15 protein-coding genes and 2 pseudogenes are annotated in these 21587 nt (G+C 73.3%); 11 read left to right on the forward strand and 6 right to left on the reverse strand.

The genetic code is table 11. From position 1 onward, the window contains the following. Positions 1 to 8: 8 nt before the first annotated feature. From ACIBBA_RS03895 to ACIBBA_RS03905, 3 genes are read right to left on the reverse strand one after another with little or no spacing between them, the layout of a single operon-like run. Positions 9 to 626 carry a DedA family protein gene (locus ACIBBA_RS03895; RefSeq protein WP_396693523.1) on the reverse strand — a complete coding sequence of 206 codons (618 nt, stop codon included), beginning with the start codon at positions 624 to 626 and terminating at the stop codon, positions 9 to 11. Positions 627 to 681: 55 nt separating this feature from the next. Continuing rightward, a complete protein-coding gene (locus tag ACIBBA_RS03900) occupies positions 682 to 1578 on the reverse strand; it encodes a MaoC/PaaZ C-terminal domain-containing protein (RefSeq protein ID WP_396693525.1) in 897 nt (298 codons plus the stop codon). Further along, complete coding sequence (locus ACIBBA_RS03905) at positions 1578 to 2933, reverse strand: 3-oxoacyl-ACP reductase (RefSeq protein ID WP_396693527.1); 1356 nt, start codon at positions 2931 to 2933, stop codon at positions 1578 to 1580. Before ACIBBA_RS03905 ends, ACIBBA_RS03900 begins: the two co-directional genes overlap by 1 nt. A 55-nt stretch (positions 2934 to 2988) precedes the next feature. On the opposite strand from ACIBBA_RS03905, the gene ACIBBA_RS03910 reads away from it, so the two are divergent. From ACIBBA_RS03910 to purB, 4 genes are all read left to right on the forward strand, one after another. Continuing rightward, positions 2989 to 4281: an acetyl-CoA C-acetyltransferase gene (locus tag ACIBBA_RS03910; RefSeq protein WP_396693529.1), complete on the forward strand. Its 1293-nt coding sequence runs from the start codon at positions 2989 to 2991 to the stop codon at positions 4279 to 4281. 143 nt (positions 4282 to 4424) lie between these two features. Further along, on the forward strand, positions 4425 to 5498 hold the full coding sequence (locus ACIBBA_RS03915) for a glycosyltransferase (protein ID WP_396693531.1): 1074 nt from the start codon (positions 4425 to 4427) through the stop codon (positions 5496 to 5498). Beyond that, positions 5491 to 8052 (forward strand): hypothetical protein, encoded by a 2562-nt coding sequence (locus ACIBBA_RS03920; RefSeq protein WP_396693533.1) that lies wholly within the window; start codon positions 5491 to 5493, stop codon positions 8050 to 8052. Before ACIBBA_RS03915 ends, ACIBBA_RS03920 begins: the two co-directional genes overlap by 8 nt. A 102-nt stretch (positions 8053 to 8154) precedes the next feature. Further along, positions 8155 to 9579, forward strand: a complete 1425-nt coding sequence (gene purB, locus ACIBBA_RS03925; protein WP_396693535.1) for an adenylosuccinate lyase — start codon at positions 8155 to 8157, stop codon at positions 9577 to 9579. Positions 9580 to 9710: 131 nt separating this feature from the next. On the opposite strand, the pseudogene ACIBBA_RS03930 reads toward purB, so the two are convergent. Both ACIBBA_RS03930 and ACIBBA_RS03935 read right to left on the reverse strand, forming a co-directional pair. Continuing rightward, positions 9711 to 10274: pseudogene (locus ACIBBA_RS03930) on the reverse strand (YbjQ family protein). 23 nt (positions 10275 to 10297) lie between these two features. Next, the gene (locus ACIBBA_RS03935; protein WP_396693537.1) at positions 10298 to 10981 is read right to left on the reverse strand and encodes a S1 family peptidase; all 684 of its coding nucleotides are present in this window, start codon (positions 10979 to 10981) and stop codon (positions 10298 to 10300) included. Between the two features lie 370 nt (positions 10982 to 11351). On the opposite strand from ACIBBA_RS03935, the gene purS reads away from it, so the two are divergent. The 4 genes from purS (at position 11352) to ACIBBA_RS03955 (ending at position 15822) form a co-directional block, all read left to right on the forward strand. Then, positions 11352 to 11615: a phosphoribosylformylglycinamidine synthase subunit PurS gene (gene purS / locus ACIBBA_RS03940; RefSeq protein ID WP_350868365.1), complete on the forward strand. Its 264-nt coding sequence runs from the start codon at positions 11352 to 11354 to the stop codon at positions 11613 to 11615. Further along, complete coding sequence (purQ, locus tag ACIBBA_RS03945; protein WP_396693539.1) at positions 11612 to 12295, forward strand: phosphoribosylformylglycinamidine synthase subunit PurQ; 684 nt, start codon at positions 11612 to 11614, stop codon at positions 12293 to 12295. Before purS ends, purQ begins: the two co-directional genes overlap by 4 nt. 70 nt (positions 12296 to 12365) lie before the next feature. Next, complete coding sequence (gene purL / locus ACIBBA_RS03950; RefSeq protein WP_396693542.1) at positions 12366 to 15062, forward strand: phosphoribosylformylglycinamidine synthase subunit PurL; 2697 nt, start codon at positions 12366 to 12368, stop codon at positions 15060 to 15062. Positions 15063 to 15066: 4 nt separating this feature from the next. Further along, the gene (locus ACIBBA_RS03955) at positions 15067 to 15822 is read left to right on the forward strand and encodes a 2-phosphosulfolactate phosphatase (protein ID WP_396693544.1); all 756 of its coding nucleotides are present in this window, start codon (positions 15067 to 15069) and stop codon (positions 15820 to 15822) included. A gap of 111 nt (positions 15823 to 15933) precedes the next feature. On the opposite strand, the pseudogene ACIBBA_RS03960 reads toward ACIBBA_RS03955, so the two are convergent. After that, a pseudogene (locus ACIBBA_RS03960) lies at positions 15934 to 18076 on the reverse strand (hypothetical protein). 127 nt (positions 18077 to 18203) lie between these two features. Here ACIBBA_RS03960 and ACIBBA_RS03965 point away from each other — a divergent pair. The 3 genes from ACIBBA_RS03965 to purM all read left to right on the forward strand — a co-directional run bounded on the left by ACIBBA_RS03965 (position 18204) and on the right by purM (position 21483). Further along, the gene (locus ACIBBA_RS03965) at positions 18204 to 18557 is read left to right on the forward strand and encodes a sterol carrier family protein (RefSeq protein WP_396693546.1); all 354 of its coding nucleotides are present in this window, start codon (positions 18204 to 18206) and stop codon (positions 18555 to 18557) included. A gap of 168 nt (positions 18558 to 18725) precedes the next feature. Then, entirely contained in the window at positions 18726 to 20267 is a 1542-nt protein-coding gene (gene purF, locus ACIBBA_RS03970; RefSeq protein ID WP_396693548.1) for an amidophosphoribosyltransferase, read from the forward strand. Positions 20268 to 20328: 61 nt separating this feature from the next. Further along, entirely contained in the window at positions 20329 to 21483 is a 1155-nt protein-coding gene (gene purM, locus ACIBBA_RS03975; RefSeq protein ID WP_350868353.1) for a phosphoribosylformylglycinamidine cyclo-ligase, read from the forward strand. The last annotated feature ends 104 nt before the right edge of the window (positions 21484 to 21587 follow it).

The raw sequence follows: 21587 nt of genomic DNA on the forward strand, positions 1-21587 counted from the left end.
GGTTCCGGTCAGCGGCGGGCGGTGCGGCTGCGGGCCCGGCGGCGTAGCCGACGGACCACTTCCAGGGCCAGCGTGATCGCGACCGCCAGGCCCAGGCCGGCCAACACACCCTTGATCGGGTCGCGCTGGAAGGCCAGCCCGCCGAAGTAGCCGAGCAGCCCGCAGTAGCAGCCCCAGGTGACTGCGGCGATCGCGTCGAAGACGAGGAAGCGCCGCCGCGGATAGCGGACCGCGCCCATGGTGAGGGTGACCGCGGTCCGCCCGCCGGGGATGTACCGGGACGTGGTCAGGATGACCCCGCCGCGCCGGTCGATCGCCCGCCGGGCCCACTCCGTTCCGGCCCGCCGCCTGCTCTGCTCGGGGAAGCGGGCGAGCCGCCGTGATCCGCCGCCGCGGCCGATCGCGTACGAGATGTGGTCGCCGATCAACGCGCCGGTCGCGGCCGACGCGATCACCCCGATCAGGTTGGGTTGCCCACCTGCGGACGAGAGGACGGCGGCGGTGATCACCGCCGCCTCGCTCGGCACGGCCGGGAAGAACGCGTCGACCGCGGTGATCGCGACGAGCACCAGGTAGACCCAGGGCGAGAGGACCGTCTCCCGGAGCAGGTCGAGCACGGCTTCCATGCCCTCATGCTCGGTGCCCCGCCCTCCTCCGGGGCTTTCTTCGGCGAAACTCCGATCAGCCGACCGAGCCGGCGAGGTGCGGACGGGCCGAGCGGGCGTCGTGCAGGGCGAACTCCCAGCCGGAGTCGGCGGGGGTGGCGCTGAACGCGACCGTTCCGGGCAGCGGCACCGGCAGCTTGAACGCGACCTCGACGGTGAACGCGTCGGGCAGCCGGTTCGCCAGCGCGGCGAGGCAGCGGGCCTTGCTCCACATGCCGTGCGCGATGGGGCGCGGAAAGCCGAAGAGCCGCGCGCCGAGCCGCGAGGTGTGGATCGGGTTGTGGTCGCCGGAGACCCGGGCGTAGTCGGTGCCGACCCGCGGGGTGACCCGCCAGCTCGCCGAGGCGGCCGGCGCCGCTGGCCGCTCACCCCGGTCGCGCCGGTCACCGCCGCCGCGCCGCTCCCGACTGAGGTACGTCGAGACGCCGCGCCAGACCTCCACGCCGCCGACCGACCCGACGAGCACGACGTCGAGCTGCCGGCCCCGGTCGTGCGGCCGCAGGTTCTCCGCGTACGCGGTGAACTCCAGCGTCTCGTCGGTGCGGATCGGCCGGTGCACGGTGATCCGGTTCGCCACGTGCACGACGCCGGTCAGCGGCACCGGGAACTCGGGCGCGGTCATCAGCCGCAGCGCCAGCGGGAAGCCCATCACGTGCGGGTAGGTGGCCGGCAGCCGGTCGGCGAGCCGGAACCCGCAGACCCGGTCGTAGTCGGCCAGGTGGTCGAGGTCGACCGGCACGTCGGCGACGCTGAGCCGGACCGCCGGCGGTTGGGGCGCCCGGCGGCCGCCCGTGCCGGGCAGGGCACCGACCAGCGCCCGGCGGTACAGCGCCCCGGCGGCGGGCATCCGGGGCAGCTCGACGGTCGTGCGGGCGGTCGCCGGCTCGGGCGTGCCGGTGGTGAACTCGGTCATCACGCCCCCAGCAGGCTCTGGCCGCAGACCCGGACCACGTTGCCGCTGACCGCCCCGCTGGCCGGCCAGGCCAGCCAGCCGATCGTCTCGGCGACGTCGACCGGGAGGCCGCCCTGGGACATGCTGTTCATCCGCCGGCCGGCCTCGCGCAGCATCACCGGGATCCGGGCGGTCAGCCGGGTCTCGATGAAGCCCGGCGCGACCGCGTTGACGCTGACGCCGCGCCCGCGCAGCGCCGGGGCGAGGGAGTCGACCAGCCCGATCACGCCGGCCTTGCTGGTGGCGTAGTTGGTCTGGCCGCGGTTGCCGGCGATCCCGGCGATCGAGGAGACCGAGACGATCCGTCCGCCGGCCGGGATCAGCTCCCGCTCCAGCAGCACGTCGTTGATCCGCTCCTGGCTGGAGAGGTTGACGTCGATCACCTGGTCCCACCGGTCGGCATCCATCCGGCCGAGCGTGCGGTCCCGGGTGATGCCGGCGTTGTGCACCACCACGTCGACCCGACCGTGCCGGGCGGCGAGGTGCTCGGCGAGCCGGGTCGGGGCGTCCGGCGCGGTCAGGTCGAGCTGCACCGCGGTGCCGCCGATCTCGTTCGCCACCCGGGCCAGCTCGTCGCCGGCGGCCGGCACGTCCAGGGCCACCACCTGCGCGCCGTCCCGGGCGAGCACCCGGGCCAGCGCCGCGCCGATGCCCCGGGCCGCCCCGGTGACCAGCACGACCTGGCCGTCGAGCGGTCGGTCCCAGTCGGCCGGCGCGCTCGCCTGGCCGGCGCCGATCCGGATCACCTGCCCGGAGACGTACGCCGAGCGGCCGGACAGCAGGAACCGGAGGGTCGCGTCGAGGCCGGTGAGCGTGCCGGGGTCACCGTCACGGGTGACGTACACCAGTTGGGCGGTGACGCCGCGGCCGAACTCCTTGCCGATGCTGCGGGTGAGCCCTTCCAGGGCCCGCTGGGCGGTGGCCTCGCGTGGGGTGGGGCACTCGGCCGGCGGGGTGCCGAGCACGATCACCCGTCCGCTCGGCGCGACGGACCGGGCCGGCGTGTGGAAGAAGTCGTACAGCTGCCGCAGGCCGGTGGAGTCGGTGATGCCGGTGGCGTCGTAGACGAGGGCGCCGAAGCGCTCGTCGGGTTCGATCCCCGCCGGGTCGCGCAGCTCGACCCCGGCGGTGGTCAGCAACTTGCCGACCGGCTCGACGAGCCGGCCGCCGGTGGCCGCGCCGAGCAGCGCGGGCCCGGGCAGGATCGGGTCGCCGGGGCGGTGCCGGCGCAGTCGGGGCGGGTCGGGCAGCCCGAGGCGCTTGACCAGCGTGCGGCCGGCCCCCGATTGGACGAAGCTCGCGTACCTGTCGGTCATAGGCGTAGCCTACTGGCGAGTAGGGTACGGGCAAACACTGTCGAGGAGGCCGATCGTGCAGAGCATCCGGCGGGTGGCGGTCATCGGCGGCAACCGCATCCCCTTCGCCCGCTCCAACTCGCGCTACGCCAGCGCGTCCAACTCGGACATGCTCGGCGCCGCGCTGGACGGCCTGATCGCCCGCTACGGCCTGGCGGGCCAGCGGGTCGGTGAGGTGGTCGCCGGGGCGGTGCTGAAGCACTCCCGGGACTTCAACCTCACCCGTGAGGTGGTGCTCGGCTCCCGGCTCGACCCGCACACCCCCGCGTACGACATCCAGCAGGCCTGTGGCACCGGCCTGGAGGCGGCGATCCTGGTCGCCAACAAGATCGCCCTCGGGCAGCTCGACGTCGGCATCGCCGGCGGGGTCGACACCACCTCCGACGCGCCGCTGGCCGTCAACGAGGACCTGCGCCGCACGCTGCTCAAGCTCAACAGCGCGCGCACCCTCGGCGAGCGGCTCAAGGTGGCCGCGAAGCTCCGCCCGCTCCAGCCGTTCAAGCCGGAGATCCCACGCAACGCCGAGCCGCGTACCGGGCTCTCGATGGGGGAGCACGCCGCCCGCACCGCGCTGCGCTGGAACGTCGACCGACGCTCCCAGGACGAGCTGGCGCTCCGCTCACACCAGCGGCTGGCGGCCGCGTACGACCGGGGGTTCTTCGACGACCTGATGACGCCGTACCTCGGGCTGACCCGGGATGCGAACCTCCGCCCGGACACCACCCTGGAGAAGCTGGGCTCGCTGCGGCCGGTCTTCGGCGCCAAGGGGCCGGACGCCGAGCAGGCGACGATGACCGCCGGCAACTCGTCGCCGCTGACCGACGGGGCGTCGACCGTGCTGCTCGCCTCGGAGGAGTGGGCCAACGCGCACAGCCTGCCGGTGCTGGCCTGGTTCAGCTGGTCGGAGACGGCCGCCGTCGACTTCGTGCACGGCGACGAGGGGCTGCTGATGGCCCCGGCGTACGCGGTGCCCCGCATGCTCGCCCGCGCCGGGCTGACCCTGCAGGACTTCGACTACTACGAGATCCACGAGGCGTTCGCCTCGCAGGTCCTGGCCACCCTGGCCGCCTGGGAGTCGCCGGAGTTCTGCAAGGACCGGCTCGGCCTGGACGCTCCGCTCGGCCCGATCGACCGGGAGAAGCTCAACGTCAACGGCTCGTCGCTGGCCGCCGGGCACCCGTTCGCGGCCACCGGTGGCCGGATCGTGGCGACGCTGGCGAAGCTGCTGGCCGAGCGGGCCGGCGGGCGCGGGCTCATCTCCATCTGCGCGGCCGGCGGCCAGGGCGTGACGGCGATCCTGGAGCGCTGAGCGGGGGCTCCGGAGGGCTGATCGGCGTTCCCTGATCGTTCACACCGGAGCCAGGCCGCGGTCACCTCGGCGCGCAAGGGTGACTGGCCACGTGCCCACGCACGTGACCAGGGTGAGCCTTCTGCGTCCGGAACGGGGCCGGCATGGGAACCAACACGCCTGGGACGATCACGCTCTCCGTGGTCGTACCCATGTTCAACGAGGAAGCGGTGATTCCCGCCCTCGTCGCCCGGCTCCGGCCGGTGCTCGACGGGCTCGAGGTCGGCTACGAGGTGCTCGCCGTCAACGACGGCAGCCGGGACGACACCGTGGCCCTGCTGAGCGCGCACGCCCGCGACTGGCCGCAGCTGCGGGTAGTCCGGCTGCGCCGCAACAGCGGGCACCAGGCGGCCCTCACCGCCGGCCTGCACCGGGCCCGGGGCGCCTGGGTGGTCAGCCTCGACGCGGACCTGCAGGATCCGCCGGAGGCCATCGCCGAGATGCTCCGGCTGGCCCGCGAGGGCGCCGACGTGGTGTACGGGGTCCGCGTCGACCGCCGCACCGACACCTTCTTCAAGCGGCACACGGCACGGGCCTACTACCGGCTGATGCGCCGGATCGTCGGCGCCGAGGTGCCCGCCCAGGCCGGCGACTTCCGGCTGGTCAGCCGGGAGGTGGTCGAGACGCTGCGCCGGCTGCCCGAACGGACGCCGGTCTACCGGCTCCTGGTGCCGGCGCTCGGCTTCCCGAGCGCCGAAGTGCCCTACGTACGGGCCGCCCGCACGGCGGGTGAGACGAAGTACCCGCTGCCGAAGATGCTCGCGCTCGCCTGGAACAGTGTGGCCGACTTCTCCGCCGCGCCGCTGCGGCTGGCTACCTGGCTCGGCGCCGTGAGCTTCCTCGGCTGCCTCGCGCTGATCGGCTTCGGGATCGCGGCCCATCTGCGCGGGGTGACCATCCCCGGCTGGACCTCGACGTTCGTCGCGGTGCTGCTGCTCGGCGGCGTGCAGTTGGTCTGTCTGGGCCTGCTCGGCGAGTACGTCGGGCGGATCTACGCCACGGTGCAGAACCGGCCGACGTTCCACGTCGGCGCGGACTCCGTGCACCCGGAGCCGACCGCCCCCGGCGGGGACCTCGTGGACCCGGAGCCGGCCGCGACCCTCGCGGACCCGGACGGGGAGCGGGCGGCCGAGGTGGATCTTCCGGCAGCCCGCCGGTCGGTGCTCGCCGGTGGCTGATTCGCTGCTGGCCGAGCGCGTCACGCCGTCGGCCGGAACCCGAACGCGGCCGACCGGCCGACGGATCCTGGCGGTTCTGCCCTGGCTGGTCGTCCTCGCCGCCCTCCCGTCGGCCTGGTGGTGGACCGACGTGCCGGCGACCGACGTCGCCCGCTTCGCCGCCTACTGGGCGTTGACGCTGGTGCTGCCAGGCACCCTGGTGCACCGCGCGCTGCGCGGCGGCCGAGGCAACCTGCCGGAGGACCTGGGTCACGGCGCGGCCACCGGCCTGCTACTCGAACTCGGGGCCTGGGCGCTCGCCGCCGCGACCGGAGGTCAGCACCTGCTGCGCTGGTGGCCGGTGCCGCTGCTGGTGGCGTTCGTGGCCGTACCCCGGCTGCGCCGGCACTGGCGGGTCGGGCCGCGGAAACCGCTGCCGGTGGCCTGGCACTGGTCGGTCTGCGCGGTGCTCCTGCTGCTGGTGCTCTGGGGCGTCACGCAGTGGCGCCTGGTGCCGTTGCCCCCGGTCAGCCACGCCTACTACCCGGACCTGCTCTACCACCTCGGGTTGGTACACGAGCTCACCCGGTCGATGCCGTTGGAGCTGCCGCACGTGGCCGGTGAGCAACTGCGCTACCACTACCTCTCCGACGCCCACCTCGCCGCCGGCAGCATGGTCACCGGAGTGTCTCCGGCGGTGCTCCTGCTGCGCCTCTGGCTGGTGCCGGTCGCGGCCACCGCGGCGCTGGTCACCGCAGGCCTCGCCCGGGACCTCGCCGGATCATGGTGGGCCGGGCCGGTGGCCGCCGCGGTCGCGTACCTCGGGGTGCCGGTGGTCCTCGGCTCCGCCGTCGCGGACGGCTCGGCCGCGCTGTCGTACGCCAGCCCGTCGCAGACCTACGTGCTGTCGCTGGTGGTGCTCCTCGCCGGCGCCTGCGTCACGGTGGTCCGGGGCCGAGGGCTCGGTGCCGGCTGGGTGCTGGTGCCGGCGCTCGGGCTGGCCTGCGCCGGCGCCAAGTCCAGCGCCCTGCCCCCGCTGATCGCCGGCCTCGGCCTGGCCGCGATGGTCGCCTGGTGGACCCGCCGCCGGGTGCCGTGGCGGGCGTTGGTCGCGCTGCTCTGCCTGGTGGCGGCGATGGGGCTCGGCTACCGGCTCTTCGCCGGCGGTGGCGCCGGCACGCTCAGGGTGCAGGCGTTCGGGCTGCTGCGCTTCATGCTGCCGTACGGCGAGACGGTCGGCGCCGACGACGGCGCCCGGGCCGGCGGTCTGCTCCCCCCGGGCCTCGCCGGCACCGACACGACCGGCTGGCTGCTGGCGCTCGTCCTGTTCGGCTGGTGGCTGCTGACCCAGGCGCCCCGCCTGGTCGGCCTGCTCCTGCCGGCGTCCCGGGAACACCGGTCCGACCCGGCGGGCTGGCTGCTCGCCGGGGCGGTGCTGGCGGGCGCGGGTGCCACCTGGGTCTTCCACCACCCGTCGGCGAGTCAGATCTACTTCTGGCTCGCGGTGATCCCGTTCGGGGCGGTGTTGAGCGGTTGGCTGCTCGCGGCCGCCCGCCCGGCCTGGCCGGTGGCGGTGACCGCCGGCGTGGCCGGCGCGGTCGCCCAACTGGTTCTGCCGGCGATCGCCCGGCCGGCGGCGACCCCGCAGGGCTGGCTGGGGGTGCTCGCGGTCAGCGCGACCCGGTTCGCCGCCTTCGTCGCGCTGGCCGTGCTGCTGGCGCTCGGGACCGCCCGGCTGCTCCGTCGGCGGCAGGAGCGCGCCCGGCGGACCGGGACGACGCTGGGCACCGCCAACCCGGCCGACGCCGATCCCGGTGACCCGGCTCCGACCGGCGAGGCCCATTCCGGTGGTCCGGCTCCGGCCGGCGATACGGGTTCCCATGATCCAGCTCCCGCCGGCGACGCCGGTTCCGGTGATCCGGCTTCCGCCGCCGTGGCGGAGCCCGAGGGGGTTCGCGCCGGGCAGGGCCGGTCGGCGCGGGTCCGGTCCGGTCGCCGCAGGTGGGTGTCGGTGGCGCTGGTCGGGGTGACCGCCGCGTTCCTCGGCGCCAGCGTCGCGCAGGGCGCCGACGGGGTGGCGCGGTCCGTCCGGGCGGAATCCCCACCCCGGGACGCGAAGACCCGGGCGCTGGTGGTGACCGCCGACGAGATGCGCGCCGCCCTCTGGCTGAACGGCCACGCCGGTGCCGACGACGTGGTGGCGACCAACGTGCACTGCCGGCCGGTGCGGACGACCGACCACTGCGACGCGCGCGCGTTCTGGGTGACCGGCCTGGGTGGGCGTCGCGCGGTGGTGGAGAGCTGGGGTTACACCGATGCGGCGCTGGCCGCGCACGGTCGGGACGGTCTGGGCTACGCCCGGCAGGCCCCGCCCGACGGGGAGCAGTTCGCGCTGAACGAGCGGATCTTCGCCACCCCCACCCGTGCCGACCTGGAACGGCTGCGCCGCGAGTACGGAGTGCGCTGGCTCGTCGCCGACACCCGCGCCGGGGCGGTCTCGCCGGAGCTGGCCACGCTGGCGGTCGTCCGCCACCGCTCCGGCCCGGTCACGGTCTACGAGCTGGGGCGCTCCTGAGCCGTCGCGGCCGCCGGGGGTGTCGCCGAGCGGCTCAACCAGCACGGTGGGCTGTGCCGCCCGGCGGCGCCCCCGGCGACCAGGTGCGGGAGAATGAGGTACGTGACGACGATCCCGAACGTGCTCGCCCACCGTTACGCCTCGCCCGAGCTGGTCGCCCTCTGGTCGCCGGAGGAGAAGGTCCGGATGGAACGGCGGCTCTGGCTCGCCGTGCTCCGTGCGCAGCGCGACCTCGGTGTGCCGGTCCCGGACGGGGTGGTCGAGGCGTACGAGCGGGTGATCGACGACGTCGACCTCGCCTCGATCGCCGAGCGCGAGCGGGTCACCCGGCACGACGTGAAGGCCCGGATCGAGGAGTTCAGCGCGCTCGCCGGGCATGAGCACGTGCACAAGGGGATGACCTCCCGGGACCTCACCGAGAACGTCGAGCAGCTCCAGATCCGCGCCTCCCTGGAGCTGGTCCGGGACCGGGTGGTGGCCACCCTGGCCCGGCTGGCCTGGCACGCCAACGAGTACTCCGGCGTGGTGATGACCGGCCGTTCGCACAACGTGGCGGCGCAGGCGACCACGCTCGGCAAGCGCTTCGCGTCGGCCGCGGAGGAGCTGCTCATCGCGTACGAGCGGCTGGAGGAGCTGATCGCCCGGTATCCGCTGCGCGGGATCAAGGGGCCGGTCGGCACCGCCGCCGACCAGCTCGACCTCTTCGACGGCGACGCCGACAAGGTGGCCGAGCTGGAGCACCGGGTGGCCGAGCACCTCGGCTTCGCCCGGGTGCTGGACAGCGTCGGCCAGGTCTATCCCCGCTCGCTGGACTTCGACGTGCTCGCCGCGCTGGCCCAGGTCGCCGCCGGGCCGTCGTCGCTGGCCACCACGATCCGGCTGATGGTCGGTCAGGAGCTGGTCACCGAGGGCTTCAAGCCCGGTCAGGTGGGCTCCAGCGCGATGCCGCACAAGATGAACACCCGGTCCAGCGAGCGGGTGAACGGCTTCGCCGTGATCATCCGCGGCTACCTGTCGATGGTCGGCGAGCTGGCCGGTGACCAGTGGAACGAGGGGGACGTCTCCTGCTCGGTGGTCCGCCGGGTGGCCCTGCCGGACGCGTTCTTCGCCGCCGACGGGCTGTTCCAGACGTTCCTCACCGTGCTCGAAGAGTTCGGCGCGTACCCGGCGGTGATCAACCGGGAGTTGGAGCGCTTCCTGCCGTTCCTGGCCACCACGAAGATCCTGGTGGCGGCGGTCCGCCGGGGCGTCGGCCGGGAGGTCGCACACGAGGTGATCAAGGAGCACGCGGTCGCCGTCGCGCTCGGCATGCGGGAGAAGGGCGCGCTCGAGAACGACCTCTTCGACCGGCTCGCCGCCGACGGACGGCTGGGTCTCACCCGGGCCGAGATCGACGAGCTGGTGGCCGACCGGGCCGCCTTCGTCGGCGCCGCCCCCGCCCAGGTCCAGGCCGTAACCCGCCGCATCACCAGGATCGTCGAAGCCCACCCGAACGCCGCCACCTACTCCCCACCCCCCATCCTCTAACCCCCACCCCACCCGGGGCGCCCGGCCCAAGCGCTGTTGATCAAGAGGTTTGCGTCAAGTTCGATCTCCAACCTGACGCAAACCTCTTGATCAACAGGGCGCGGGCGGGGTTGGTGGGTGGGGTGGGTGGGTTAGTCGCGGGTGGGGGTTTCGGCGGCGGTGCGGAGGTTGGGGGCGCTGGCCGGTTCGGCGATGCCGCCGGGGGCCTCCGCGATCTCCGCCTCGTGCGCGGTCTCCGCGGCGACCAGCGGCTGGTCGGGCGGCATCACGTCGGGAACCTTGGGCACCACGATCACCGCCGTGCCGTACGCGCAGATCTCCATCCACATCTCGCCGCAGTCGCGGCTGTCGAACCGCATGCCGATCACCGCGTTCGCGCCGAGCCGCATGGCCTCCTCGCCGAGCCGGGCCACCGAGTCGGTACGCCAGCGGGTGAGGTTGTCCGGCGCCATCGGGTCGTACGCCCCGCCGCGCAGGTTCTTGACGCCCTCGCGATAGGGGTTGCGCGTCCTGGCCATCGATGACACCACCTCACCGAGGATCTGGCGGATCTCGTAGCCGGGCAGTTGCTCCGTCGTCACGACCAGCACGGTTCTGATGCTGTCAGCAGGTCACCGGGGTGTTCGCGAGGGTTGTTCACCTGATCGGATGCTGCAAAACGGCGCGGCGCGGACGGCCGGCGCGGGGCCGACCATCCGCGCCGCGGGGGCGCTAACCGTCAGACACCGGCCACCGAGGTGATCCAGGCCCGGTTGTACGCGACACTGCCGTAGTTCTGGATGCTGGAGCCGTCGGCGGTCGAGGCCACCCCGACCTGCCGACCGCTGTAGAACTGCGGCCCGCCCGAGTCGCCCCGCCAGGCGTTGCCGTTGATCCGCGTGCTGCGGATCGCCTGCCCGCCGTACGCGTCGGTGGCGCTGTTGCTGGTCACCTGGACGTTGGCGGTCTTGAGCTGGCTCGACGCGGAGCAGCCGCTGTAGCAGGTCATGCCCCAGCCGTAGATCGAGTTGGTCGAGCCGATCGGCGGGTTGCTGCTGGCGAGCGTGACCGCGGAGGTGCTCACCGAGCTGGAGAGGCGCATCAGGGCCAGGTCGTAGCGGGTGTAGGTGGCGCTGACCGTGCGGGTCACGCCGCCGGAGGCACGGTAGACGCTGCCGACCCGGACCGACATCGTGCCGCTGATGCAGTGCCGGGCGGTGAGCACCCACTGCGCGGCGATCACGCTGCCCGAGCAGGTGAACGAGCCGTTGCTGAAGACCGCGGCGGCCCACGGGGCGGACGAGACGGTGCCGCCGCCGATGATGGGCTGCGGGCCGGCGGGGGCGGCGGTGGCGCCCGAGGCGGCGCCGAGGACGCCGACCAGCGCGGTGCTGATCGCTACGAGCAGGGAACGGATGCGCATGTCGCTGGACTCCTTGACGGTGGGCGGGGCCCGGGGTCGCCGGGCGGGGACGGCCGGCGGCGGGGGTCACCCGCCGGCCGCATCATCGAACTCTGTCGATGTAGGGTAGGGCTCGGCGGTGGCGTTTTCAATATTGCGATTGAGGTCGATCTATGTAACGATTTGGCCTCCCCGGGCGCCGTGAATGGCCTGGTCGGGCCGGGTGCCGCGCTCGCCGGGGCGGTCCGCCCGCCGCTCGGCGGGTGGTTATGTTGATCACTGCCTGGACGGGCCCCGGCCGGTGCGGCCGGGGCGGTATCTGCCAGGTAGGCTGGCTGCGCTCGCCCCTTGTGGGTAGGCACCCAACTGCGTACACAGTCAGGAGTGCCCAGTGCCTCGCGTCGTCGTCGACGTCATGCTCAAGCCCGAGATCCTCGATCCGCAGGGCCAGGCCGTCGCAAACGCGCTGCCCCGGCTCGGCGTCAGCGACGTCGCCTCGGTCCGGATCGGTAGGCGGATCGAGATCGAGTTCACCGGTGAACCGGACCTGGACCAGGCCCGGGAGATCGCGGACAAGCTGCTCGCCAACCCGGTCATCGAGGACTTCACCGTCCGCCTGGTCGAGACCGACGAGACCGCGGGCGCGCGACCGTGACCGCGCGGGTCGGAGTGGTCACCTTCCCCGGCTCGCTCGACGACGGGGACGCCGCCCGGGCCGTCCGCATCGCCGGCGCCGAGGCGGTCCGGCTCTGGCACGGTGACCCGGAGCTGCACGGGGTCGACGCGGTCGTCCTGCCCGGCGGGTTCTCCTACGGCGACTACCTGCGCTGCGGCGCGATCGCCCGGTTCGCCCCGGTGATGGAGACCATCGTCGACGCGGCCCGCGGCGGCCTGCCGGTGCTCGGCATCTGCAACGGCTTCCAAATCCTCTGCGAGGCCCACCTGCTGCCCGGCGCGCTCACCCGCAACCAGCACCTGCACTTCCGCAACCGCGACCAGTTCCTGCGGATCGAGACGGCCGGCACCGCGTGGACCAACGCGTTCCAGCCCGGCCAGGAGGTGCTCGTCCCGGTCAAGAACGGCGAGGGCTGCTACGTCGCCGACGAGGCGACGCTCGACCAGCTCGAAGCCGAGGGCCGAGTGGTCGCCCGCTACATCGGCGGCAACCCCAACGGGTCGCAGCGCGACATCGCCGCCATCACCAACCAGGCCGGAAACGTGGTCGGCATCATGCCGCACCCCGAGCACGCCGTGGAGGCGCTCACCGGGCCCTCCCTGGACGGCCTCGGCTTCTTCACCTCGGTCCTCAAGCACCTGGTGGGGGCGCCGGCGTGACCGGCGGCGGCAGGATCATCGGTCAGCTCAACCGTCCGGCGGGCGGCCACGAGCGCAGCGAGGAGAGGTCATGACCACCCATCCGGACCCGGTACGGGAGACACCGGACGCCTTCGCGGCTGCCCCGGCGCAGCCGGCGGAGTCGCGCCCGGCCGACGTCGTGCCGCCGGCCGCCCCGGCCCGCGTGGTCGAGCCGGTCGCCGCCGAGTGGGTCGACGGCGTCGACACCGTGCCGCGTGCCGGTGGCACCCCCGGCGAGCTCCAGCCGTACGCCGAGCTCGGTCTCCGCGACGACGAGTACGACCGGATCCGGCAGATCCTCGGCCGCCGGCCCACCCAGGCCGAGCTGGCGATGTACTCGATCATGTGGAGCGAGCACTGCTCCTACAAGTCCAGCAAGGTGCACCTGCGCCAGTTCGGTGAGAAGGCCCCGCCGAGCGACCGGCTGCTCGCCGGCATCGGCGAGAACGCCGGCGTGGTGCAGGTCTCCGACGAGCTGGCGGTGACCTTCAAGGTCGAGTCGCACAACCACCCGAGCTTCGTCGAGCCCTACCAGGGCGCGGCGACCGGCGTCGGCGGCATCGTCCGGGACATCCTCGCCATGGGCGCCCGCCCGGTCGCGGTGATGGACCCGCTGCGCTTCGGCGCGGCCGACCACCCGGACACCGCCCGGGTGCTCACCGGCGTGGTCGCCGGTGTCGGCGGCTACGGCAACTGCCTCGGCCTGCCGAACATCGGCGGCGAGCTGGTCTTCGACCCCAGCTACCAGGGCAACCCGCTGCTCAACGCGCTCTGCCTCGGCGTGCTGCCGGTCAACCGGCTGCAGAACAAGGCCGCCGCCGGCCCCGGCAACATCGTGGTACTGATGGGCGCCAAGACCGGCCGGGACGGCATCGGCGGCGTGTCGGTGCTGGCCAGCGCCACCTTCGACGAGGGCAGCGAGCAGCGCCGCCCGGCCGTGCAGGTGGGTGACCCGTTCATCGAGAAGCTGCTGATCGAGGCCTGCCTGGAGCTCTACGACGGTGAACTGGTCGTCGGCATCCAGGACCTCGGCGGCGCCGGCCTGACCTGCGCGCTCACCGAGACCGCCGCGGCGGCCGGCACCGGCATGCGGGTGTGGCTGGAGCGAGTGCCGCTGCGCGAGCCCTCGATGGAGCCGCACGAGATCCTGGCCAGCGAGTCGCAGGAGCGGATGCTCCTCGTCGTCGCGCCGGACAAGCTCGACGCGGTGCTCAAGACCGCCGACAAGTGGGGCGTGCTGGCCACCGCGATCGGCGAGGTCACCCCGCCGGAGGCGGACGGCCGTCCGGGCCGGCTGACCATCACCTGGCGGGACCACCTGGTGGTCGACGTGCCGCCGGGCTCCCTGGTCGACGACGGCCCGGTCTACGCGCGCCCGATGCGGGAGCCGGCCGACCTGATCCTGCTCCAGGCCGACCGGGCCGAGACGCTGCCCCGCCCGGCCGACCCGGAGGCGCTGCGGGAGACCGTGCTGCGCATGATCGCGTCGCCGAACCTGGCCGACAAGACCTGGGTCACCGAGCAGTACGACCGGTACGTGCTGGGCAACACCGTGCTCGCCCAGCCGGAGGACTCCGGCGTCATCCGGATCGACGAGCGGACCGGCCTCGGTGTCGCCCTCTCCGTCGACGGCAACGGCCGCTACGCGCGGCTCGACCCGTACCACGGCACCAAGTTGGCGCTGGCCGAGGCGTACCGGAACGTGGCCGTCACCGGTGCCAAGCCGATCGCGGTCACCAACTGCCTCAACTTCGGCTCGCCGGAGGACCCGGGCGTGATGTGGCAGTTCGCCGAGGCCGTGCGCGGCCTGGCGGACGGCTGCGCCGAGCTGGGCATCCCGGTGACCGGCGGCAACGTCAGCTTCTACAACCAGACCGGCGCGGCGGCGATCCACCCGACCCCGGTGGTCGGCGTGCTCGGCGTGCTGGACAACGTGGCCGAGCGGGTGCCGATGGGCTTCGTGCCGCGGCCGAACGGCGACCACGACCAGCTCTTCCTGCTCGGCGAGACGCACGTGGAGCTCTCCGGCTCGGAGTGGGCCTGGGTCACCCACGAGCACCTCGGCGGCATCCCGCCGCAGGTCGACCTCGCCCGCGAGAAGGCGCTCGGCGACCTGCTGGCCGAGGCGGCCCGGGTGGGTCACCTCAGCTCGGCGCACGACCTCTCCGACGGTGGCCTGGCCCAGAGCCTGGTCGAGTCCTGCCTGCGTCGCGGGGTCGGTGCCCGGGTCGCGGTGCCGGAGCAGTTCGCCGGTGGCTCGATGCCGTTCGTCTACCTGTTCAGCGAGTCCGCCGGGCGGGCGCTGGTCTCGGTGCCACGCGGGCACGAGAAGGCGTTCACCGCGCTCTGCGCGGAGCGCGGTGTGCCGTTCGAGCTGATCGGCGTCACCGATCCGGGCGCCGGTGCGCTCGAGGTGCACGGCCAGTTCCGGATCGGTCTGGACGAGCTGCGCGCCGCGCACACCGCCACCCTGCCGCGGCTCTTCGGGGGCGCGGAGCTGGTCGAGGTGCCGGCGCCGGCGGCCGGTGTGGCCGGGGCCGTCGAGGCGGTCCCGCTGCCGGTCACCGAGCCGGCCGCCGAGGTCGCGCCGTTGGACCCGGAGTCCGTCGAGTCCGAGCCGATCGCCTCGGCCGGCCCGGTCGCTCCGGTCGGTCTGGCGGAGCCGGTCGCGACGACCGGCAGCGACGAGGTGGCCGACCGCGACGCCGGTGACACCGAGCAGCCGTCGGCGCCTGACGAGCGCTGAGGCGGTGGACGCGGCGGTTCACGCCCAACCCGGTTCCGGCGCCCGGTTCGACTGGGGGCTGACCGGCGCGGCGGAACTCGGCCGGGTCTGTGCCGCGCTGGTGGTGGTGGACGTGCTCTCGTTCACCACCGCCGTCGAGGTGGCGGTCGCCCGGGGCATCCGGGTGCACCCGTTCCCCTGGGGTGAGCAGGCGGCCGACTACGCCCGCCGGGTCGGCGCGGTCGCCGCGGTGGGTCGCCGGCAGGCCAGCCCGGAGCAGCCGTGGTCGCTCTCGCCCGCGGCGCTGCGGGCGGCACCGGTCGTTCCGGACCTGGTGCTCCCCTCGCCCAACGGTTCGGCGATCAGCGCCGCGGCCAGCGCCACCGGACTGCCGGTGGTCGCGGCCTGCCTGCGGAACGCCCGCGCCGTCGGGCGGTGGCTGCGCCGCCAGGGGTACGGCACGACGAACGCCCCGATCGGGGTGGTCGCCGCGGGGGAGCGCTGGCCGGACGGCTCGCTGCGCCCCTCGGTGGAGGACCAGCTCGGCGCGGCCAGTGTGCTGGACGCTCTCTCCGGGGTGCCCGGTGGGCTCTCCGTCGAGGCGGCGATGGCCCTCGCCGCGCTGGCCAGTACGCCGGACGTGCCGGCCGCGATCCGTGGCTGCGTCTCCGGCCGGGAACTCGTCGAGCGCGGCTTCGTCGAGGACGTCGAGATCGCGGTCCAGCTCGACGTGTCGGACGTCGTCCCGCTGCTGCGCCAGGGCGTCTTCTCCGCCGCCTGAGCTACCGGGACAGCCACCTGAACTACCAGGACAAGAGCTGAAAAAGGGGCCGCCCGGGTTGACCCGGGCGGCCCCTTTCGATCGTCGTGCGGTCAGGCGGTTGCCCGCCGGTCAGTCGTCCAGCCAGTCCAGCCGGCGACCGCTGCGGTCCTGCTGCGGCGCGTTGGCGTCGCGGCCCCGGCCACCCTGGTTCTGGTCGCCGTAGCCGCCGGACTGGTCGTAGCCGCCCTGCTGACCGTAGCCCCGGTCGTCGTAGCCACCGCGCTGCGTCGGGGGCTCCTGGCCGTAACCGCCGGGCTGGGCCGGGGGCTCCTGGCCGTAACCGCCGGGCTGGGCCGAGGGCTCCTGGCCGTAGCCACCGGACTGGCCGTAGGAGCCGCCCTGGCCATAGCCGCCCTGGTCGTAGCCCCGGTCGTCGTAGCCACCGCGCTGCGCCGGCGGCTCCTGGCCGTAGCCGCCCGGCTGGTCGTAGCCGTTCTGCTGGCCGTAGCCACCCTGGTCGTAGCCGCCACCACCCTGGCCGTAGCCACCGGCCGGCTCGGCCCCGCGGCCGTACGGCGCGGGCTCGGTCTGGCCGTACCCCTGGGCCTGGTCCTGCTGGTAGAGCCCGGTGGCGTACGGGTCGGCCGGAGCCGGGTACTGGGTGCTGTCGCCGGTGTAGCGCCCGGTCGGCTCGTCATAGCCGCCAGCGCCCGCGGTCGCCGGCGGATAGCCCGCCGCCCCGGCCGGTGCGCCGTAGTCCCGGCTGCCGTAGCCGCCGCCCGAGGAGGGCGCGCCGCCGTAGCCGCCGTCGGAGGCGGGCGGAGTGCCGTAACCGTCACCGGCGGCGCTTCCGTAGCCGCCGTCGGCTCCCGCGCCGGCGCCGTAGCCGCCGCCCGAGCCCGGCGCGTTGCCGTAGCCGCCACCGGAGGCGGGCGCGTTGCCGTAACCGCCACCGGAGGAGGGTGCGTTGCCGTAACCGCCGGCGCCGTAGCCGGCCGGCTCGTCGCCGTAGCCGTTACCGGCCCAGCCCTGCTGCGGGCTCGCGCCGTAGGACTGCGGCGGGGCGCCGTACGGGTCCGGTGGGACGTCGTCGACGACCGGGCGGTGCATCATCGTCGGGGCCTCGCTCAGCGCGGCGCCGCCGACCATCGTCGGGTCGGGGCCGGCGCCGGCCCGGTTGACCACCCGGGTCTGGTCGTCCGCTCCGCGGAAGGCACCCCGGGCTGCCGGCACGGGACCGCCCGCGGGGCCACCGGTCGGCGAGTCGTCGCCGGCGTCGTCCGGGTTCTCCCGGCGCTTCATCCAGAGCAGCACGATCGTGCCCACGCCGGCGGCGACGAGCAGGCCGCCGAGCAGGATGATCACGTAGGAGCCCGTGCTGCTGCCGGAGTCCTCGTTGCTGGCGTTGGCCGCCGCGCCCTCGGTCGCCTCCGGCGTCTCGTCGGTGGCCTCCTCGGTCGCCTCGTCGGTCGGCAGCGCCTCCTCGGTCGCCGACGGGGTCGCGCTCGGCGTCACCTCAACCTTGATCGCCAGGCTGATCCGCTGGCCGGTGATCGACTGACCGGCCGAGGCGTTGACGCTCTTGATCGCCCGGATGTCGTCCTTGCTCGCGCCGAGATCCAGCCGACCCGGGGTGATCGGGTTGTCGGTGCTCCCGCTGAACCGGAAGTTGCCGCTGCCGTCGCTGGTGGTCTCGAACCGCTTGTTCCTGCTGTCCTGCAGGATCACGATCGCGTTCGGCACAGCGCTGCCGTCGGCCTGGGCCACGACCTTGCCGGAGACCGACTTCACGGTCTGCACCTGCGGCGGCGCGTTTGGTCCGCGGACCGTCATGTTCTGCTCGTCGCTGCCTTGATCGCCGCCGGCCTTCGCAGATACGCGCACCGCGCCGGACTTGGTCTGACCTGCCGGGATGTTGTCGGCAACCAGCGTGGCGCTGAACTGTTGCTCACTACCAGGCGCGATCAGCCGAGCGGGCACGTTGCAGTCGCCTTGGCAGGACAGACCGTCGAAGGTAGCGACGCTGACGCTGAACGTCGTGGGGAGGTCATTGTTGTTCTTGACCGTAAAATCAAGCTTGGCCTGTTGCCCGCTCTGCAACGAACCTGCTGACAGGTTTGTGATTCGCACATCGGGGTCATCGGCTAGGGCTGGTGTGGCGGGGAGGGCGAGGAGGGCGCCGGCAACCAGCGCTACGACCACACCGGCCCGCTGCTTCCAGGCACGTCGGTGTGTTGACACGTCCACCGCCTTCCGGGCTGACTTCCCTCACCGGCGGGCGCCGGGCCGGGGATCATCACGGTACGAATACGCCGTCGGCAACTATGCCTTGTCCGGCTGTCTCGGCGCGACCCAGGGCCAGCGTCGAGTCGCGCCGGCTCGGGTCGTATCGTCCCGTCGTGTCCTCTCCGCACATTAAGTCCGCCGCGGTAGCGGCGGCGTTGTCGGCGCTCGATGAGGGGCGTACGCCCGAACGGCCGGTCCTCCGGGAGGCGGTCCGGACGCTGTTGACCGTCCTCGCGGAGCGCGCCCCCGGCCGATCGGTGGAGGTGCGGGTCCCACCATACGGCGCGGTGCAGTGTGTTCCGGGTCCTCGACACACCCGTGGCACCCCACCGAACGTGGTGGAAATGGACCCGGCGACCTGGCTGGCGGTGGCCACCGGCCGCCTCGACTGGGCGGAGGCGGTTACCGAGGGTCGCGTACGGGTGAGTGGCCCTCGGGGTGACCTCTCTGCCCATCTGCCGCTCTAGCTGCGTCGACGGGCCAGGAGATGTAACTGCCCGGAGGCGGATCGTGACTTTCTGTATCGACAGCGATTCGCGTACACTGTCAGGCGACGACAGCGGTCCCGGCCGAGGGTACGGATCTTGACCCGTGATCCCGCCCGGCCATCCAGACCCAGCATGAGGGAGCGGCAGGTGCCTCGAGGCGACGGCCGGCTGAGCCACGACCTTGATCCCCAACGACCCGGCCCCCAGGACGAGTGCGGCGTCTTCGGCGTCTGGGCTCCCGGGGAAGAGGTCGCCAATCTGACCTACTTCGGTCTCTACGCGCTGCAACACCGCGGCCAGGAGGCGGCGGGCATCGCGGTGAGCGACGGCTCGGGCGTGGTGGTCTACAAGGACCTCGGCCTGGTCGCCCAGGTCTTCGACGAGCCGACGCTGGCCAGCCTGCGCGGGCACCTCGCCATCGGGCACGCCCGCTACTCCACCACCGGTGGCTCGACCTGGGAGAATGCCCAGCCGACCATCCGCTCGACCACCGCCGGCACCACGATCGCCCTGGCGCACAACGGCAACCTGGTCAACACCGCCGACCTCCAGCGTGAGGTCGCCGAGCGGGGCCTGGTCGACGACGGCTCGACCAACGACACCTCTCTGGTGACCATGCTGCTGGCCAGTCGCCCGGATCTTTCGGTCGAGGCGGCCGCGCTGGAGGTGCTGCCGCAGCTGCGCGGCGCGTTCAGTTTCGTCTTCATGGACGAGTCGACGCTCTACGCGGCCCGCGACGCGCACGGTGTACGCCCGCTGGTGCTCGGCCGGCTGGAGCGCGGCTGGGTCGTGGCCAGCGAGACCGCGGCGCTCGACATCGTCGGCGCGAGCGTGGTCCGCGAGGTCGAGCCGGGTGAGCTGATCGCGATCGACGAGAACGGCCTGCGCTCCACCCGGTTCGCCGCGCCGGAGCCGAAGGGCTGCCTCTTCGAGTACGTCTACATCGCCCGCCCGGACGCCACCATCGCCGGGCGCAACGTGCACTCCGCCCGGGTGCAGATCGGCCGCCAGCTGGCCAAGGAGCACCCGGTCGAGGCCGACCTGGTCATCCCGGTGCCGGAGTCCGGCACCCCGGCCGCGATCGGCTACGCCGAGGAGTCCGGGATCACCTACGGCGCCGGCCTGATGAAGAACCCGTACGTCGGGCGCACCTTCATCCAGCCGTCGCAGACCCTGCGCCAGCTCGGCATCCGGCTCAAGCTCAACCCGCTGCGGGAGAACGTGCGGGGCAAGCGGCTGGTGGTGGTCGACGACTCGATCGTGCGCGGCAACACCCAGCGGGCCATCGTGCGGATGCTGCGCGAGGCGGGTGCGCTCGAGGTGCACGTGCGGATCTCGTCGCCGCCGGTGCAGTGGCCGTGCTTCTACGGCATCGACTTCGCCACCCGGGCCGAACTGCTGGCCAACGGGCTGGACAACGAGGGCATCCGGCGCTCGATCGGCGCCGACACGCTGGGCTACGTATCGCTGTCCGGCCTCATCGCCGCGACCGAGCAGCCGAAGACCCGGCTCTGCCGGGCGTGTTTCGATGGGGAGTACCCCATCGAGCTGCCGGCGGGAAACCTGATCGGCAAGCACGTGCTCGAAGGGGTGGGCCGGCGGGTCGCCAACGGCGGCCCGGACGCCCCGGAGCGCAGCACTCCTCCGCTCGTCGCCACTTCGGGCGGCTCGACCGTCCACCGCCCGTAGCACCGCCCGGCGCGGGCCGGCCACCTCCGGCGCCGCACCGAGAACCACAAAGGGGAGAACCGTGACGCACGTTTCCGAGCGCAGCGGCGCAGGAACCAGCCCGACCGGCGCCGGCGGCGACCGTCAGCCCTGGACGGCCGGCAACAGCCGCCAGGCGCGCAAACGCGCGGTCTCGTACGCGGACGCCGGCGTGTCCATCGAGGCGGGCGACCGCGCGGTCGAGCTGCTGAAGTCCAAGGTGCGGCAGACCCGGCGCCCGGAGGTGCTCGGCGACCTGGGCGGGTTCGCGGGTCTCTTCCGGCTCGACACCCAGAAGTACAAGAACCCGATCCTGGCCTCCTCCACCGACGGTGTGGGCACCAAGCTGGTGATCGCCCAGCAGATGGACATCCACGACACCGTCGGCATCGACCTGGTCGCGATGGTCGTCGACGACCTGGTCGCCTGCGGCGCGGAGCCGCTCTTCCTGCTGGACTACATCGCGACCGGCGAGGTGGTGCCGGACAAGGTCGCCGAGATCGGCGCGGGTATCGCCGACGGCTGCCGCTACGCCGGCTGCGCGCTGCTCGGCGGCGAGACGGCCGAGCACCCGGGCGTGCTGCGCCCCGACGAGTACGACATCTCGGCCACCGGCGTTGGCGTGGTGGAGGAGAGCGACATCCTCAGCCCGGAGCGGGTCGAGGTGGGCGACGTGGTGATCGCCATGCGCTCCTCGGGCCTGCACTCCAACGGATACTCGCTGGTCCGGCACGTGCTGCTGGGCGCGGGCCGGATGCGGCTCGACGTGGTGATCGACGACTTCGGCCGGCAGCGGACCCTCGGCGAGGAGCTGCTCACCCCGACCAAGATCTACGCCCAGGACTGCCTCAAGCTGATCGCCGAGGCCGAGGTGCGGGCGTTCGCCCACGTCACCGGCGGTGGCATCCCGGGGAACCTGGTGCGCGTCCTGCCCGAGCACGTCGACGCGGTGGTCAACCGCTCCACCTGGCGGCCGCAGCCGGTCTTCGACCTGATCCAGTCCAAGGGACGGATCGAGGACCCGGAGATGGAGGCGACGTTCAACATGGGCGTCGGCATGTTCGCGATCGTCTCCGCCGAGGACGCCGACCGCGCGCTGGCCACCCTCACCGGGCGGGGCGTCGAGGCGTGGCAGGCCGGCGAGATCATCGAGGGCTCCGGCAACGTTCAGATGATCGGGCAGCACACCCGCGGCTGATCACGCTCTGCTGATCATACGAGCACCTGATCAGGGGTTCACCCGAGTGGCCAATGCCGCCTAGCCTGAAGGGCACCCTCAGGCTAGGCAAGGGAGGGCAATGG

This window comes from Micromonospora sp. NPDC051006, from assembly GCF_044456245.1.
GTDB lineage: Bacteria > Actinomycetota > Actinomycetes > Mycobacteriales > Micromonosporaceae > Micromonospora.

What these genes read in the sequence shown, in the direction of transcription:
- ACIBBA_RS03895 (WP_396693523.1), bottom strand. Translation starts at nt 626, where the DNA reads ATGGAAGCCGTGCTCGACCTGCTCCGGGAGACGGTCCTCTCGCCCTGG.
- ACIBBA_RS03905 (WP_396693527.1), bottom strand. Translation starts at nt 2,933, where the DNA reads ATGACCGACAGGTACGCGAGCTTCGTCCAATCGGGGGCCGGCCGCACG.
- purL (WP_396693542.1), top strand. Translation starts at nt 12,366, where the DNA reads ATGACCACCCATCCGGACCCGGTACGGGAGACACCGGACGCCTTCGCG.
- ACIBBA_RS03935 (WP_396693537.1), bottom strand. Translation starts at nt 10,981, where the DNA reads ATGCGCATCCGTTCCCTGCTCGTAGCGATCAGCACCGCGCTGGTCGGC.
- ACIBBA_RS03900 (WP_396693525.1), bottom strand. Translation starts at nt 1,578, where the DNA reads ATGACCGAGTTCACCACCGGCACGCCCGAGCCGGCGACCGCCCGCACG.
- ACIBBA_RS03915 (WP_396693531.1), top strand. Translation starts at nt 4,425, where the DNA reads ATGGGAACCAACACGCCTGGGACGATCACGCTCTCCGTGGTCGTACCC.